This window comes from Reyranella sp. GW821-FHT14A01 (assembly GCF_058803965.1).
The window spans coordinates 33,510-49,426 of record NZ_JBXAPM010000017.1; the positions used below are offsets into that span (position 1 = coordinate 33,510).

Below are 15,917 nucleotides of genomic sequence, written 5' to 3' on the forward strand. Positions count from 1 at the left end.
GCCCCTTTGGCCCGCGGGTCGAGGAGGAGTCGATGACCGCGATCCAGGGCCAGTCCAGGGCCGATTCGCGCAGCCCCGCAAAGGGCCAGTCCCGCAGCTCGAGCGCACCCGACTGGTCGCTGACCAGCTGGCGCAGCCGGCCGGCCCTGCAGATGCCGGTCTATCCGGACGCCGCCACCTTGGCGGGCGCCGAGGCCCGCCTGCGCCGCTATCCGCCGCTGGTCTTTGCCGGCGAGGCGCGCAAGCTCAAGGCGTCGCTGGCCAAGGTCGCCAATGGCGAAGCCTTCCTGCTGCAGGGCGGCGATTGCGCCGAGAGCTTCGCCGACTTCACCGCCAACAACATCCGCGACACGTTCCGCGTGCTGCTGCAGATGGCCGTCGTGCTGACCTACGGCGCCGGCGTGCCGGTCGTTAAGGTCGGCCGCATGGCCGGCCAGTTCGCCAAGCCGCGCTCCTCGAATGTCGAGAAGATCGGCGACGTCGAGCTGCCGTCCTATCGCGGCGACAACGTCAACGGCTTCGAGTTCACTGCCGCCGCGCGCCTGCCCGATCCGGAGCGCATGGTGCAGGCCTACAACCAGTCGGCCGCGACGCTGAACCTGCTGCGCGCCTTCGCCCAGGGCGGCTATGCCGACCTGCATGAGGTCAACCGCTGGAACCTCGACTTCGTGCGCAACTCGCCGGCCTCGGCGCGCTACCAGGACCTGGCCGCGCGCCTCGACGAGACGCTGAACTTCATGGCCGCCTGCGGGCTCAGCTCGGCGACGACGCCGCAGATCGCCGAGACCGACTTCTTCACCAGCCACGAAGCGCTGCTGCTGCAGTACGAGGAGGCGCTGACCCGCGTCGATTCGACCTCGGGCGACTGGTACGACTGCTCGGCCCACATGCTGTGGATCGGCGACCGCACCCGCCAGCCCGACGGCGCGCATGTCGAGTTCCTGCGCGGCGTCCGCAACCCGATCGGCTTCAAGTGCGGCCCGTCGCTCTCGACCGACGACACGCTGCGCCTGATCGATACGCTGAACCCGGCGAACGAGCCCGGTCGCATCGTGCTGATCGTCCGCATGGGCGCGGAGAAGGTGGCCGAGAAGCTGCCGCCGCTGGTGCGCGCGGTCGAGCGCGCCGGCAAGTCCGTCGTCTGGTCGTGCGACCCGATGCACGGCAACACCATCACGGCGAACAACGGCCGCAAGACCCGCCACTTCGATTCGATCCTGAACGAGGTGAAGGCGTTCTTCGCCGTGCATCGCGCCGAGGGCACCCATCCGGGTGGCGTGCATTTCGAGATGACCGGCCAGGAAGTCACGGAGTGCATCGGCGGCTCGACCGACATCACCGTCGACAACCTCAACGAACGCTACGAGACGCAGTGCGACCCGCGGCTCAACGCCAGCCAGGTGCTGGAACTCGCCTTCCTGCTCGCCGAGCAGCTCAAGGCGGAGCGCCTGTCGGTCGCAAGGGCGCGCCCGGCCGTCTGACCGACGCGAGGCCTGACGCGCTAGAGGCCGGGGAGGGCCGATGACGCATCCAGAGAATGGCGAGATCGAACGCTACACCGATCACTACTTCAATCGCTCGAAGCAGGTGATCGGCAAGTTCGGCGACTGCACGGTCACCTACGCGATCTTCATGCGGCGTCCCGTGGTGTTCGCCCCGCGGCTGGCGCTCGAATGGCTGGAGGAGACCGGCCGCGCGCGCAACACCAAGCTCGACCTCGATATGCGTTATCGCGAGGGCAAGTGGGTCGGCGCCGGCGAGCCGATGATGTACATCACCGGCTCCTTCTTCCACCTGGTCGACCTCGAGACGATCTTCCTGCAGAAGCTCGGGCCCGCCTGCGTGGCGGCCTACAATGCCTGGACCATGTGCGCGGACATGCCGAAGTCGGCCTTCCTCGCCATGGACGCACGTCACTGTGCGGGCCGCGAGATGGCCGAGATGATGGCCTATGCAGCCTCGGTCGGCTCGGCGCGCGCCAAGCGCAAGGTCGGCGCCGTCGGCTTCATCGGCAACGCCACCCATGCCACGGCGCATTACTTCGGCCGCGAATACGGCCTCGGCACCATGCCGCACGCGCTGATCGGCTATGCCGGCTCGACCTTGCGTGCCGCCGAGATGTTCCACGAGACCTTCCCGACGGAAGGAATGACCGTGCTGGTCGACTACTTTGCGCGCGAGATCTCCGACTCGCTGGAAGTCTGCCGGCGCTTTCCCGAACTCGCTGCGGCGGGGAACCTGTCGCTGCGTCTCGATACGACGGGCGGCCGTTACATCGAGGGCCTCGATCCCGCCTCGTCCTATGCGGTGCTGGAGCGCTTCTCCCCGGAATCGATCCGCGGCTACCGCAGCGAGGAGGAGCTGCGCTTCCTCGTCGGCACCGGCGTGTCGGCGGCGGCGATCTTCCACCTGCGCGCCGAGCTCGACCGCAACGGCTTCGACAAGGTGAAGATCGTGGCCTCGTCGGGCTTCGGTCCGGCCAAGTGCCGTGTCATGGCCGAGGCCAAGGCGCCGATCGACGTGGTCGGCTCGGGCTCGTTCCTGCCGTCGAACTGGTCGGAGACCTACGCCACCGCCGACATCGTCGAATATGACGGCGAGAAGCGCGTGAAGATCGGCCGCGAATTCCTCCACCGCAACCGCCCGGCCGACGCCACCAAGCCGCTCTAACCCTCCCGAGGCCCACATGCTCAAGCTCTATTTCGCACCGGGCGCCTGCTCGACCGCATCGCATATCGGTATCGAGGAGAGCGGGGCGACGTATGACTCGCAGGCGCTGTCCTTTGCCAAGGCCGAGCAGCGGACGCCCGAATATCTGAAGGTCAATCCGCGCGGCCGCGTGCCGGCGCTGGTGGTGGACGAGGGGACGATCGTCGAGAACACCGCGATCCTCGACTACATCGCCACCAAGTACGCGCCGCACCTGATGCCGAAGGATCCGGTGGCGCGGGCCCGCGCGATCTCGCTGATGGCCTGGTTCTCCAACGCCGTGCACCCGAACTTCACCCATATCGGCCGTCCCGAGCGCTTCGCCACGGACACCGCCGTGTTCGACCATCTCAAGGCCGTCGGCCGCGAGAACTTCTTCGCCAATCTCAAGGAGATCGACGGTCTCCTGGCGGGCAAGACCTGGATCCTGGGCGACGAGTTCTCCGTCGTCGACGGCTATGCGCTGGTCTTCTACGGCTGGGGCAAGCGCATCGGCCTGCCGGTGGCGGAACTCAAGAACTACACGGAATGGAAGGACCGCATGCTGGCGCGGCCGGCCGTGATGCGTGTGCTGGAGCGCGAGCAGAGCGTCCTGCTCGCGGCCTGACGCCTTCCGTGCCGGTTCACTGGAAGATCGATTCGCGAAAGCGCCTGCTCGCCGTCGTCGCCGAGGGCGACGTCATGCGCAGCGAAGCCGATGCCTTCCTGGACGTTCTGGGAAGCGGCGACCTGCTCTCATATCGCAAGCTGTTCGACGTGATGCACTGCATGACATCCATGACGGCCGAGGATCTCATGGCGATCGGCGTCAGGATCAGGGCAGGGCACGAGGCGGGCCCCGTGGGAGCGCTGGCCGTGGCGCTCTCCGCAGAGCGGGCCCAGCCCATGTCGCGCCTGCTGGGGATCATGGCATCGGCTCCGCGGCCGATGCGTATTTTCGACAATGTCGAGGATGCCCGGCGGTGGATCACGCGCCAGCCTCTGTAGTCCGGCCGCGTGAGGCCGGCCTCAGCCGACCACGAAGCTCTGGTACATGAACTGGAGGTCGGCGCTCTCCTGCGGCGTGATCTCGCCGTCCAGCACGCGGCCTTCCCAGGCGCGCAGCTTGCGCTTGATGTCGACCGGCGTGCGCGGGCTCAGCAGCACCATGAAGAACTGCTCGTGCGGCGACAGTTCGCGTTCGCGGCGATAGCCGAACGGGCCGGTGCCGGGCGAGCGGGCGGGGACGGCCTCTTGCGCCGACGAGGGCGCGGCGGTCCGCGGCAGGACCGTTGTATCGATCACGTCATCCCAGGTGAGGCCCGCTTCGCGTATCATGGCCGAGGCAAGCTTGGCGGCCGCCAGCGCCTCCTGGGCGTGGCTGCTGTCGAGGATCTCGAGGACCTTGACCAGGGTGTTGCGATTGAAGGTCGACACGGGCATTGCGCCTTTGACTATTGCATGAGCAACGGGCACTAAGTGCTTACAAGATATAGATGGATGTGCCTTGGATCAAGGCAAGCCCCCTGTGAATGCCTTCCCCGCCTACCTGGCGGGCCTCGCCAGCTGGTTCGTGCCTCTCGGCATCCAGATGGTGCTGTTCCCATGGCTGGTCGCCGTGGTGCTGCACATGGACGCCTTTGCGGTGGGGGTCGCGCAGGCAGCCGTCATGGCGCCGTCGCTGCTGTTCCTGCCGCTGGGCGGGCTGGTCGCCGACCGCGGCAATGCCCGTGCGCTCCTGCTGCGCTATCACCTGCTCTATGCCCTGCCGCCGCTCGCGCTGGCGCTCGTCCTGTGGTCGGGCGGCCTCAGTTACCCGCTGCTGATCGCCTACGGCATCGCCGCCGGCGCCATCGGTGCCTTCGCCATCCCGACCCGCGATGCCCTGCTGCCGGTCGTGGCGCCCAAGGGCGGCCTGCCGAAAGCCGTGGCGCTGGCGACGGCGTTGCAGTTCGTCGGCCAGCTGGTCGGCATCGCCTGCGCCTCGACCGCCGACTGGTTCGGCCCCCTGCCGCTTCTGGCGCTGCATTCGGCCATGGTGCTGGCGGGTGCCCTCTTCGTGCGCCGGCTGCCCGACCCACCGCCGCATCCGAAGGCCGAGCATCCCGGCTTCTGGCGCAGCGTCGGCGACGGCGTCTCGGCTGCCGCGAAATCGGACCAGATCTGGCCGGTCCTGCTGCTGAACTTCGGCGTCGGCATCTTCTATGTCGGGCCGTTCATGGCGGTGCTGCCGCTGGCGATCCGCGATCACTATGCCGGCGGCGCCGCCGAGCTTTCCTACATGAACCTGGCCTTCTGGGCCGCGACGATCATCGCCAGCATGTCGCTGGTTGCCCTTGCGCGGCGGCTGACCCTTCGCGGACGCCTGATCGGCAGCGCCGTGCTGGTCGGCGCCATGGTGCTGCTGTCGCTCTCGCAACTGCCGCCGTTCCCGGTGTTCCTGGCGCTGGTCTTCGTCTGGGGCCTCGGCGCCGGCATCACCATGACGCAGAGCCGCACGGTGGTTCAGATCGTGGCGCCGGCCACCCATCGCGCGCGCCTGATGTCGCTGTTCCAGCTCGGCCTGAGCGGCGGCGGCCCGATCGGCGCCTTCCTCACCGGCACGATCTGCTCGGTCTGGGGCCTCAAGGCCGCGCTGCTGATCCCGGCGCTCGCGATGCTCTTGATGATCGCGATCGTCCTGCTGCGCTCGCGCCTGTGGTCGATGCGGACGGTGGAGTAGCGAAGTTACTCCGCAGCGACGCGGGAGCCGAGGCCCAGCGTCTGCCAGACATCCTGCAGGGCAGCGACCAGCCGCGCGATCTCGTCGTCGCCGTGCAGTGGCGTCGGCGTAAGGCGCAGGCGTTCGGTGCCGCGCGGCACGGTGGGATAGTTGATCGGCTGCACGTAGATCGCGTGGCGCTCCAGCAGCAGGTCGCTGGCCTGCTTGCACAGCGCGGCATCGCCCACGAAGACCGGCACGATGTGGGTCGTCGAGGGCATGACCGGCAGGCCGGCGCCGGCAAGACGGCGCTTCAGGGTGGTGGCACGTTCCTGGTGGCGGGTGCGCAGCTCCGGCTGGCTGCTGACGAGGCGCACGCTGGCCAGCGCCGCGGCGGCGATCGCCGGCGGCAGCGAGGTCGTGAAGATGAAGCCCGAGCCGCAGGAGCGCACGAAATCGACCGTCGCTGCTGTCGAGGCGATGTAGCCGCCGACCACGCCGAAGGCCTTGGCGAGCGTCGCCTGGACGATGTCGACCTTGTCGAGCACGCCGTCGCGCTCGGCCACGCCCGCGCCGCGCGCGCCGTACATGCCGACGGCATGGACCTCGTCGAGATAGGTGAGGGCGCCGTGGCGATGCGCGACGTCGCAGATCTCGGCGATCGGCGAGATGTCGCCGTCCATCGAATAGACCGATTCGAAGGCCACGACCTTGGGCGTCGCGGGATCGGAAGCCGACAGCAGGTCTTCGAGATGGCGCGGATCGTTGTGCCGGAAGATGCGGCGCGTCGCGCCGGAATGGCGGATGCCCGCAATCATCGAGGCGTGGTTGAAGGCGTCGGAATAGAGCTCGCAGCCCGGCAGCATGGCGCCCAGCGTCTGCAGGGTCGTCTCGTTGGCGACATAGCCCGAGGTGAAGACGAGGGCGGCTTCCTTGCCGTGAAGAGCGGCCAGCTCGCGCTCCAGCGCGGCATGCAGCGTGTTGGTGCCGGAGATGTTGCGCGTGCCGCCGGCCCCCGAACCCTGGGCGCCGATCGCGGCCTGCATCGCCTCGACGACAGCTGGATGCTGGCCCATGGCGAGATAGTCGTTGCTGCACCAGACGGTGACGTCGCGCGGCGCTTCGCCCTCGCGATGCAGGCGGGCGCGCGGAAAGGCGCCGACGATGCGTTCCAGTTCGGCGAAGACGCGATAGCGTCCCTCGTCACGAAGGCGGCCGAGATGGCCGTTGAAGAAGGCTTCGTAATCCATTTCGGCGCTTGTCTCCCGCGCGCCGATTTTAGTCGCAACAGGATTCTCCCAAGCGACACAATTGGTCGCGGGAGTGTGACGGCAACTAAGAATGGTTCGCAGGTTTGCGGAGATCGTCAGCGCAGCAGCAGCGGCACGATGAGCGCGATGCTGAGGAAGAGCGAGACCGAGAGAAGGGGCAGGGAACCCAGCCAGCGGGTCTGCCCCGGCAGGCCGTCCCAGTAACGCAAGGTCGGGACGGCGGCCCACAGGGCAAACAAAAACCCCAGCGCCCAGAAGAGGAGGGCGAGGGGCATCGCGACGTTCACCTGGTCGTCGGTGGCCGTCGAGATGCCGAGACCCACGACGGCCGGCGGGATCGCGGCGGTGAACAGCGACACCGCCCAGATCGCGCGGGTGCGGATGCGCTGGCTCGTCCCGAAGGGCGGCGTGCGGACGGAGTCCGCGCCGCCGCCTTCGGAGCCAGCGCTCACGATCAGCCCTTGAACAGGCCTTCCGACTTGAGGTCGGCGAGGGCTGCGTCGAACGACTGGTGCAGGCGTCCGAACAGGTCGTCGAGCTCGGTCTCGTTGATGACCAGCGGCGGGCAGATCGCGACGCGGTCGCCCATGTTGCGGATGAACAGGCCGCGCGCCACGGCGTGGTTGTAGACGCGCATGCCGGCGCCGACCGCGACGAGGTCGAACGGCGTCTTGGTCTTCTTGTCGGCGACGATCTCGATGGCGCCCATCATGCCGACGCTCATCGCCTCGCCGACCAGCGGATGGTCGGCGAACGACTGCACGTGCTTGGTGAAGATCGGGCTCATGCGCTTGGCGTGACCGAACAGGTCGGTCTCGTCGTAGATCTTCTGCGCCTCGAGCGCGACGGCGGCGGCGACCGGATGGCCGGAGTAGGTGAAGCCGTGGCCCCAGGTGCCGACCTTGTCGCTCTCGCTCATCAGCGCCTGGTAGACCTTCTCGTTCACCATCACCGCCGAGATCGGCAGGAACGACGCCGACAGCGCCTTGGCGCAGGTCAGGATGTCCGGCTTGATGTTCATCGTCTGGCTGCCCCAGACATTGCCGGTGCGTCCGAAGCCGCAGATCACCTCGTCGGCGATGAACAGCATGTCGTACTTGGTGCAGACCGCCTGGATCTTCTCATAGTAGCCCTTGGGCGGGACGATGACGCCGCCGGCACCCATGACCGGCTCGCAGATCATCGCGGCCACCTGGTCGGCGCCGCCTTCCTTGATGATCAGCGCCTCGAGTTCCTCGGCGCAGCGCGTGGCGAACTGCTCCTCGGTCTCGCCCTCGACGCCGAAGCGGTAGAAGTGCGGGCAGGTCGTGTGGAGCACGCCCTGGATCGGCAAGTCGAACGAGCGGTGGTTGACCGGCAGGCCGGTGAGGCTGGCCGAGGCGACAGTGACGCCGTGATAGCCCTTGGTGCGCGAGACGATCTTCTTCTTCTGCGGACGGCCCAGCGCATTGTTCATGTACCACACCATCTTCACGACGGTGTCGTTGGCCTCGGAACCGGAGTTGGCGAAGAACACCTTCGACATCTCGACCGGCGCCATCGACTTCAGCTTCTCCGCGAGGTTGATCGCGGGCTCATGGGAGCGCTGGTTGAAGGCGTGATAGAATGGCAGCTGCTTCATCTGCTCGTAGGCGACGGTCGCCAGCCGCTCGTTGCTGAAGCCCAGGGCGGCCGACCAGAGGCCCGCCATGCCCTCGATATATTCCTTGCCGTCGTCGTCCATGACGTAGACGCCGCGACCGCGGACGATGGTCAGCGGACCGGTCTGCTCGTGCTTCTTGAAGTTGGTGTAGGGGTGGAGATGATGGGCAATGTCCCGCGAAGCGTTGGAATTGCCGCGGAAGCTGCGAGAGACGTCGTTCATGCCGGTACCCCTGGAACAATGGTGGCGCGCACGATAGCCCGCCCGAGGCCGAAGTACACTGTATCTGGCCATGCAAATTTTTTGTGCAATTGACGCGGTCGGCGGTCGGGTGCAACTAGGGTGAGATATGCGCGGACGCAGGGCCGGCGGCCGGGGAGGCTCACCTGCGTCAGCCAACGGGGACCATTCGAAGGGGTAGATCCATGCACTTCAATCTGCGGCATTCAGTGGCGCTGACGGCGCTTGCCTGCGCGACGTTCGCAATGGCGCCGGCGGCCGACGCCAAGACCTTCAAGTGGGCCAATTCGGGCGACGTCAGCTCGATGGACCCCTATGCCCGCCAGGAGACCTTCCTCCTGACCTTCACCGCGAACATCTACGACCCGCTGGTCCGCCGCGACAAGGACCTGAAGCTCGAGCGGGCGCTCGCGACCAAGTGGGGCCAGACCAGCCCGACCACCTGGTTCTTCGACCTGCGCGAGGGCGTGAAGTTCAGCGACGGCACCCCGTTCACGGCCGACGACGTCATCTTCTCGATCAACCGCGCCAACGGCCCGGGCTCGAACGTCAACGGCAACTTCTCCTCGATGAAGGAAATCAAGAAGATCAACGACCACCGCGTCGAGGTGACGACCAGCGTTCCCGACCCGCTGCTCGCCGACAAGTGGGCGTCGATCTCGATCATGTCGAAGGCCTGGGCCGAGAAGAACAACGCCGCCCAGCCCGCGGACATGATCAAGAACGAGGAGAACTTCGCGACCCGCAACGCCATGGGCACCGGCCCCTTCATGCTGAAGGAGCGCCGCGCCGGCGAGAAGACGGTGCTCGTGCCGAATCCGACCTGGTGGGACAAGCCGGTCCACAACCTCACCGAGGTGGTGTTCACGCCGGTGCCGAATGCCGCGACCCGCATCGCCGCGCTCAAGGCCGGCGACATCGACATGACCTACGAGGTCCCGCCGGCCGACACCGACAACCTCAAGAAGGACGCCAACATCAAGGTCCTGGAAGGGCCGGAGACGCGCGTCGTGTTCCTCGGCTTCGACCAGGAGCGCGACGAGCTGGTCGAGTCGAACGTCAAGGGCAAGAACCCCTTCAAGGACAAGCGCGTCCGTGAGGCGATGCACCGTTCGATCGACGTCGACGCGATCAAGCGCACCGTGATGCGCGGCCAGTCGTTCCCGACGAACCTGATGGTCGCTCCGGGCATCAACGGCTACACCAAGGACCTCGACAAGCGCCCGGCGCTGCTGAAGCCCGAGGAAGCCAAGAAGATGCTGGCCGATGCCGGCTATCCGAACGGCTTCGAGACCGGCATGGACTGCCCGAACGATCGCTACGTCAACGACGAGAAGATCTGCCAGGCCGTCGTGGCGATGCTGGCCAAGATCGGCATCAAGGTGAATCTGCGCGCCCAGACGCGCAATCTGTACTTCGCCAAGATCCTGCGCAGCACCTCGGACGGCAAGCCGAGCAACACCAGCTTCTACATGCTGGGCTGGTCGCCGGCGACGACCTACGACGTGCATAACGTGTTCGAGCAGATCATCCAGACGCCGGACGCGAAGGCCAAGAAGGGCCTCTATAACGCCGGCGGCTACTCGAACAAGAAGTTCGACGATCTGTCGGCCAAGGTCGAGGTCGAGACCGACAAGGCCAAGCGCGACGCCATGATCGCCGAGGCCACCAAGCTCTATGTCGACGACTTCGCGTACATCCCGCTGCACCAGCAGGCGCTGGTCTGGGCGACGCGCAAGAACGTCGAGCTGGTCCAGCCGGCCGACAACAGCTTCCCGCTGCGCTTCGTCAACCTGAAGTAGCTTCGGCAACCGACGACCGGCCCCGGCGCAGGCACACTGCGACCGGGGCCGGTTCCGTTCTGGCGTCATTCCTGCTAGGGCTGCGCCAGGCCAAGAACAGCAAATGCTCGCCTTTATCCTCAGAAGACTTCTTCAATCGATCGCCGTCCTGCTGACGGTCGGTCTGGTGGCCTTTTCACTCTTTCGCTACGTCGGCGACCCGATCAACTCGATGGTCGGCCAGGACACGCCGGCGAGTGAGCGCGAGGCGCTGCGCGAGCGGCTCGGCCTGAACGACGCGCCGCCGATCCAGTTCCTGCGTTTCATCGGCAATGCGGCGCAGGGCAAGTTCGGGTTGAGCTACCGCACCTCCGAGCCGGTCGGCCGGATGATCGTGGAGCGTATGCCGGCGACCCTGGAACTTTCGTTTTGCGCCGCCGTCTTCGCGCTGTTCGTGGGCGTTCCCATGGGCGTCTATACCGGCCTCTATCCCAAACACTGGTCGAGCCGGCTGATGCAGGCGGTGTCGCTCATAGGCATCTCGTTGCCGACCTTCGTGATCGGCATCCTGCTGATCCTCGTCTTTGCGGTCTGGCTGCATTGGCTGCCGTCCTTCGGGCGCGGCGAGACGGTCATGCTGTTCGGCTGGTGGCCGACCAATTTCCTCACGATCAAGGGCCTGCAGGCGCTGATCCTGCCGTCGATCACCCTGGGTCTCTTCCAACTGACGCTCCTGATGCGCCTGGTGCGCTCGGAGATGCTGGAAGTCATGCGCACCGACTACATCAAGTTCGCGCGGGCGAGGGGCCTCACCAACCGCGCCATCAACTTCGGCCATGCGTTGAAGAACACGCTGGTGCCGGTCATCACCGTCACCGGCCTGCAGCTCGGCGCCCTGATCGCCTTCGCCATCGTCACCGAGACGGTGTTCGCCTGGCCGGGTGTCGGCCAGCTCTTCATCCAGTCGGTGCAATTCTCCGACATCCCGGTGATGGCGGCCTACCTGATGCTGATCGGTCTTCTGTTCGTGCTGATCAACCTCACGGTCGATCTTCTGTATTTCGTCGTCGATCCGCGCCTGCGCAGCCAGGGCGGGGCGGCGCGCGTGGCGGGACATTGAGATGAGCGACCGTTCGACCACGACGCCCAACGCCACGGCTGGCTGGCTGCACCGCCTCACCGACAGCGACATCTGGTGGAGCTTCAAGTCCTCCAAGCTCACGGTCGTGGCCGCCGTGGGAACGATCCTGATCGTCCTGATCGCGTTCCTCTCGCCGGTGCTGGCGCCGCACACGCCGTTCGATCCGGCGACCCTCAGCCTCAGCGACGGGCTGAAGCCGCCGGTGCTACTGTCTCCCGACGGTGACTGGGCTTTCCCGCTTGGCACCGACGACCAGGGCAGGGACATCCTGTCCTCGATCATGTACGGCACGCGGCTGTCGCTGGTGGTGGGTTTCGCCTCGGTCGTGGTTGCCATGACCATCGGCATCGCGCTCGGCCTGGTCAGCGGCTATTTCGGTGGCGCCATCGACGCGCTGATCATGCGCATCGCCGACGTGCAGCTCACTTTCCCGGCGATCCTGGTGGCGCTGCTGATCGACGGCATCGTGCGCAGCGTGATCTCGGTGCAGCGGCACGACGAGATCGCCGTCTTCGTCATCGTGGGCGCCATCGGCCTCAGCTTCTGGGTCCAGTATGCGCGCACGGTGCGCGGCTCGGTGATGGTCGAGAAGAACAAGGAATATGTGCAGGCGGCGCGGGTGATCGGCCTGTCGCCGCTGCTGATCATGGTGCGCCATGTGCTGCCCAACGTGACCGGGCCGGTGCTTGTCATCGCCACCATCAACCTGGGCCTCGCCATCATCACCGAGGCGACCCTGTCGTTCCTCGGCGTCGGCCTGCCCTCGACCGAGCCGTCGCTCGGCACGTTGATCCGCCTCGGCAACGACGTGCTGCAGTCGGGCGATTGGTGGATCACCGTCTTCCCGGGCGTGACGCTCGCGGCGCTGGTTCTGGCCGTCAACCTGCTGGGCGACTGGCTGCGCGACGCCCTCAATCCGAAGCTGCGATAGGGGTCACGCAAGATGGCCGCCGCATCGAACAACCAGCCGCTCCTCGAAGTCCGCAATCTCCGGGTCGAGTTCCCGACGCGCCGCGGCACCTTGCTGGCGGTCGACGACGTTTCCTTCGACATCGCGCCCGGCGAGGTGCTGGGCGTGGTGGGCGAGTCCGGCGCCGGCAAGTCGCTGACCGGTAACGCCATCATCGGTCTGCTGGAGCCGCCGGGCCGCATCGCCGGCGGCGAAATCCGCCTCGAAGGAAGGCGCATCGACAACCTGCCCTACGAGGAGATGCGCCGGATCCGCGGCGCGCAGATCGGCGCGATCTTCCAGGACCCGCTGACCAGCCTCAATCCGCTCTATTCGGTGGGCCGCCAGCTCATCGAGACGATCCAGACGCACATGCCGCTGTCGGCCGGGCAGGCGAAGGCGCGGGCGATTGAGCTCCTCAAGGAAGTGGGCATTCCCGGCGCCGAGATGCGCATCGACCATTATCCGCACCAGTTCTCCGGCGGCATGCGCCAGAGGGTCGTGATCGCGCTGGCACTCTGCGCCGGCCCGCGCCTCATCGTGGCCGACGAGCCCACGACGGCGCTCGACGTCTCGATCCAAGCGCAGATCATCGCGCTCCTGAAGCGGCTGTGCCGCGAGCACGGCACGGCGGTGATGCTGGTCACCCACGACATGGGGGTGATCGCCGAGACCGCCGACCGCGTGGCGGTGATGTATGCCGGCAGGGTCGCCGAGATCGGCCCGGTGCGCGAGGTCGTGAAGCACGCCAAGCACCCCTACACCAAGGGCCTGATGGGCTCGATCCCGAGCCTCGGCGTGCGCAGCGAGAGACTGACGCAGATCGACGGCGCCATGCCGCGCCTCACGGAAATCCCGCCGGGCTGCGCCTTCAATCCGCGCTGCACGTTCAAGGGCCAGCGCTGCCTCGTCGAGCGGCCGAACCTGATGCCGGCCGGCGCCGCACGGGCGGCCTGCTGGCTGCACGATCGCGGCGGCGTCGGCGCGCCCATCCTCAAGGAGACGGTCGATGCCTGACGGCGGCGCCGATTTTGTCCGCATCGAAGGGCTGAAGCGTCACTTCGATGTCTCCGCGCCCTGGCTGGTGCGCAAGCTGGAAGGCCGGCCGCGTCAGGTCGTGCAGGCGGTCGACGGGATCGATATCGAGATCGCCAAGGGCGAGACCTTCTCGCTGGTGGGCGAGTCGGGCTGCGGCAAGTCGACGGTGGCCCGCCTCGTGGTCGGGCTCTATCCGCCGACGGCCGGCCGCATCGAGTTCGACGGCAACGACATGGCGGGGCGCCACAGCCGGTCGGACATGGCAGCACTTCGCCGGCGCATGCAGATGATCTTCCAGGACCCGTTCGCCAGCCTCAATCCGCGCTGGCGCGTGTTCGACATCATCGCCGAGCCGATCCGCGCCTTCGGCCTCTCCACCGGCAAGGCCGACCTCGAGGCCCGAGTCGCGGCGCTGCTGCGGCAGGTGAAGCTGAACCCGGCGGACGGCCGCAAGTACCCGCACGAATTCTCGGGCGGCCAGCGCCAGCGCATCTCGATCGCGCGCGCGCTCGCCAGCGAGCCGGAATTCCTGGTGTGCGACGAGCCGACGTCGGCGTTGGACGTCTCGGTGCAGGCGCAGATCCTGAACCTGATGGTCGACCTGCAGCGGCGCCTGCGGCTCACCTACCTGTTCATCTCGCACAACCTGGCGGTCGTCTATCATATCTCCACGCGGGTGGGCGTGATGTATCTCGGCCGCCTGGTCGAGGTGGCGCCGACCGAGACGCTGTTCCGGAGGCCGAAGCACCCCTACACGCGGATGCTGCTCGACACGATCCCCGACCTCGACATGACCGGCCGCCAGCGCAGCCCGGTCGGCGGCGAGGTGCCGAGCCCGATCAACCCGCCCTCGGGCTGCTCCTTCCATCCGCGCTGCCCGTTCGCCAACGAACGCTGCAAGATCGAGCGCCCCAAGGCGCTGCCGATCGAAGGCGGCACCGTGGCTTGCCACGCGATCGAAGAGGGCCGGCTGCCGATCGAGGACCGGACCTACGCGTAAGCGGAAGGTCCCCCACTTCGTTCGAAGTTTTGGCGATCAAACGAAACAACCGAAATAAACGAATCAAACGAATCGGAGTCGGCGGCCCCTGAATCATGCCCAGAGGCCCCCAAACTTCCCGCACGAGGCATGATGTGCGTGGGCGCATGCCGAGCGTGCTTGATCTGTGGCGGGGCTCGCTTACGATCCGGCGCAACAATTTCAACGGAGATCCAAGGATGCCGGTCATCAACCGCATTGCCTCGTTCCACAAGGATATGACCGCGTGGCGCCATGACATTCACAGCCACCCGGAGACGGCCTTCGAGGAAGTGCGCACGGCCGACGTCGTTGCAGAGAAGCTGAAGAGCTTCGGCCTCGAGGTCCATCGCGGCCTGGCCAAGACCGGCGTTGTGGGCGTGCTTCGGTCCGGCAAGTCCGGCCGCGCGATCGGCCTGCGCGCCGACATGGATGCGCTCGACGTCCACGAGACCAACGAGTTCGACCACAAGTCGACGATCCCTGGCAAGATGCACGCCTGCGGCCATGACGGCCACACGGTGATGCTGCTGGGCGCCGCCAAGTATCTCGCCGAGACCAAGAACTTCGACGGCACCGTCTACTTCATCTTCCAGCCGGCCGAGGAAAACGAGGGCGGCGGCCGAGTGATGGTCGAAGAGGGCTTGTTCGAGAAGTTCCCGGTCGAGGGCGTCTACGGCATGCACAACATCCCGGGCATCCCGGTCGGCAAGTTCGCCGTCCGTCCCGGTCCGATGATGGCCGCCTACGACATCTTCGAGGTGGTGCTGAAGGGCGTCGGCGGCCACGGCGCGATGCCGCAGTACACGATCGACCCGGTCGTGGTCGGCGCGCACATCGTGACGGCGCTGCAGTCGATCGTGGCGCGCAACGTCGATCCGATGGACACCGCCGTCGTCTCGACGACGCAGATCCATGCCGGCGACGCCTGGAACGTGATCCCGCAGGAATGCGTGCTGCGCGGCACCGTCCGCACCTTCAAGAAGCCGGTGCAGGACCTGATCGAGAAGAACATCGAGAAGATCTCGCGCAACGTCGCGGCGGGCTTCGGCGCCGAGGTCGTGAAGTGGCGCTACGAGAAGCGCTACCCCGCGACGGTGAACAGCACGCAGGAGACCGAGTTCGCGGCCCACGCCGCCTCGGCGCTGGTCGGGCTGGAGAACGTCAACCGCAATCCGACTCCGGCCATGGGCAGCGAGGATTTCGCCTGGATGCTTCTCGCGAAGCCCGGCTGCTACATCTGGATCGGCAACGGCGATGGCGCCGGCAGCTGCATGGTCCACAACCCGGGCTACGACTTCAACGACGATATCCTGCCGCTCGGCGCCTCCTACTGGGCGACCCTGGTCGAGCAGCAGCTCGCGCGCGAGGCCCTGCCGCAGGCGGCGGAGTAGCCGTCATCGATACCCTGGCGGCGCCTCGCATCGTCTCTTCCACCGGACATCCCT

Annotated in this window: 15 protein-coding genes; 11 read left to right on the forward strand and 4 right to left on the reverse strand. The window is 66.8% G+C overall.

Going from position 1 to position 15,917, the window contains the following annotated elements:
- Nucleotides 1-32 precede the first annotated feature (32 nt).
- The 4 genes from AC1ROX_RS26150 to AC1ROX_RS26165 are packed head-to-tail and all read left to right on the forward strand — an operon-like array spanning nt 33 to nt 3,696.
- Entirely contained in the window at nt 33-1,481 is a 1,449-nt protein-coding gene (locus tag AC1ROX_RS26150; RefSeq protein WP_493130781.1) for a class II 3-deoxy-7-phosphoheptulonate synthase, read from the forward strand.
- A gap of 40 nt (nt 1,482-1,521) precedes the next feature.
- Nucleotides 1,522-2,670, forward strand: coding sequence for a nicotinate phosphoribosyltransferase (locus tag AC1ROX_RS26155; RefSeq protein WP_493130783.1), 1,149 nt, complete (start codon nt 1,522-1,524; stop codon nt 2,668-2,670).
- Between the two features lie 16 nt (nt 2,671-2,686).
- Nucleotides 2,687-3,316 carry a glutathione S-transferase family protein gene (locus AC1ROX_RS26160; RefSeq protein WP_493130785.1) on the forward strand — a complete coding sequence of 210 codons (630 nt, stop codon included), beginning with the start codon at nt 2,687-2,689 and terminating at the stop codon, nt 3,314-3,316.
- An 8-nt stretch (nt 3,317-3,324) separates the two neighbouring features.
- Nucleotides 3,325-3,696, forward strand: a complete 372-nt coding sequence (locus AC1ROX_RS26165; RefSeq protein ID WP_493130787.1) for a hypothetical protein — start codon at nt 3,325-3,327, stop codon at nt 3,694-3,696.
- Between the two features lie 21 nt (nt 3,697-3,717).
- Here AC1ROX_RS26165 and AC1ROX_RS26170 read toward each other — a convergent pair whose 3' ends face one another.
- Nucleotides 3,718-4,125, reverse strand: a complete 408-nt coding sequence (locus tag AC1ROX_RS26170) for a hypothetical protein (RefSeq protein WP_493130789.1) — start codon at nt 4,123-4,125, stop codon at nt 3,718-3,720.
- 70 nt (nt 4,126-4,195) lie between these two features.
- Between AC1ROX_RS26170 and AC1ROX_RS26175 the strand changes: the two genes are divergently transcribed.
- Nucleotides 4,196-5,410: an MFS transporter gene (locus AC1ROX_RS26175; RefSeq protein WP_493130791.1), complete on the forward strand. Its 1,215-nt coding sequence runs from the start codon at nt 4,196-4,198 to the stop codon at nt 5,408-5,410.
- A 5-nt stretch (nt 5,411-5,415) separates the two neighbouring features.
- On the opposite strand, the gene hemA is transcribed toward AC1ROX_RS26175, so the two are convergent.
- The 3 genes from hemA to AC1ROX_RS26190 all read right to left on the reverse strand — a co-directional run bounded on the left by hemA (nt 5,416) and on the right by AC1ROX_RS26190 (nt 8,524).
- Nucleotides 5,416-6,639: a 5-aminolevulinate synthase gene (gene hemA / locus AC1ROX_RS26180; protein WP_493130793.1), complete on the reverse strand. Its 1,224-nt coding sequence runs from the start codon at nt 6,637-6,639 to the stop codon at nt 5,416-5,418.
- Nucleotides 6,640-6,755: 116 nt separating this feature from the next.
- Nucleotides 6,756-7,112, reverse strand: a complete 357-nt coding sequence (locus tag AC1ROX_RS26185; protein ID WP_493130795.1) for a hypothetical protein — start codon at nt 7,110-7,112, stop codon at nt 6,756-6,758.
- 2 nt (nt 7,113-7,114) lie between these two features.
- Complete coding sequence (locus AC1ROX_RS26190) at nt 7,115-8,524, reverse strand: aspartate aminotransferase family protein (protein ID WP_493130797.1); 1,410 nt, start codon at nt 8,522-8,524, stop codon at nt 7,115-7,117.
- A gap of 203 nt (nt 8,525-8,727) precedes the next feature.
- Between AC1ROX_RS26190 and AC1ROX_RS26195 the strand changes: the two genes are divergently transcribed.
- The 6 genes from AC1ROX_RS26195 (at nt 8,728) to AC1ROX_RS26220 (ending at nt 15,863) form a co-directional block, all read left to right on the forward strand.
- Nucleotides 8,728-10,344 carry an ABC transporter substrate-binding protein gene (locus AC1ROX_RS26195; protein WP_493130799.1) on the forward strand — a complete coding sequence of 539 codons (1,617 nt, stop codon included), beginning with the start codon at nt 8,728-8,730 and terminating at the stop codon, nt 10,342-10,344.
- A 103-nt stretch (nt 10,345-10,447) separates the two neighbouring features.
- Entirely contained in the window at nt 10,448-11,443 is a 996-nt protein-coding gene (locus AC1ROX_RS26200) for an ABC transporter permease (RefSeq protein ID WP_493130801.1), read from the forward strand.
- Between the two features lies 1 nt (nt 11,444).
- Nucleotides 11,445-12,395: an ABC transporter permease gene (locus AC1ROX_RS26205; RefSeq protein ID WP_493130803.1), complete on the forward strand. Its 951-nt coding sequence runs from the start codon at nt 11,445-11,447 to the stop codon at nt 12,393-12,395.
- A gap of 12 nt (nt 12,396-12,407) precedes the next feature.
- Complete coding sequence (locus AC1ROX_RS26210; RefSeq protein WP_493130805.1) at nt 12,408-13,430, forward strand: ABC transporter ATP-binding protein; 1,023 nt, start codon at nt 12,408-12,410, stop codon at nt 13,428-13,430.
- A complete protein-coding gene (locus tag AC1ROX_RS26215; RefSeq protein WP_493130807.1) occupies nt 13,423-14,451 on the forward strand; it encodes an ABC transporter ATP-binding protein in 1,029 nt (342 codons plus the stop codon). Before AC1ROX_RS26210 ends, AC1ROX_RS26215 begins: the two co-directional genes overlap by 8 nt.
- Nucleotides 14,452-14,669: 218 nt before the next feature.
- Nucleotides 14,670-15,863 (forward strand): M20 aminoacylase family protein, encoded by a 1,194-nt coding sequence (locus tag AC1ROX_RS26220; RefSeq protein WP_493130809.1) that lies wholly within the window; start codon nt 14,670-14,672, stop codon nt 15,861-15,863.
- Nucleotides 15,864-15,917: the final 54 nt, after the last annotated feature.